The sequence below is a fragment of the Methylobacterium sp. E-046 genome (assembly GCF_022829625.1).
Lineage (GTDB): Bacteria > Pseudomonadota > Alphaproteobacteria > Rhizobiales > Beijerinckiaceae > Methylobacterium > Methylobacterium longum.
The window spans coordinates 1-251 of the sequence record NZ_JAKSYP010000188.1 but is presented as its reverse complement, the minus strand read 5'-3'; the positions used below and the strand labels follow the sequence as shown (position 1 = coordinate 251).

Genomic DNA, 251 nt, shown 5'->3' with positions numbered 1-251 from the left:
TGCCGGCGCTGATCGCCCGGGTGCACGGGGCGATCGCCGGCCTCGTCTCCGGCACGCTGACGGCCGAGACCGGCGGCGCGGCGGCCCAGGTCGAGGTCGACAAGCCGGGCGCGGCCCAGATCCGCAAGTCGGTCCGCCCCGACGGCATCGTCAGCTTCATCGACGGCAAGACCTACAAGACGCTCAAGCGCCACCTCACCAGCCACGGCCTCGACCCGAAGAGCTACCGCGACCGCTACGGCCTGCCGTCC

1 protein-coding gene is annotated in these 251 nt (G+C 72.9%); it reads left to right on the top strand.

Annotated elements, in window-relative coordinates; all coding sequences use genetic code 11:
- Positions 1-251: MucR family transcriptional regulator (locus MKK82_RS20225; protein ID WP_243986591.1), on the top strand; the 251-nt coding region annotated here is incomplete at both ends.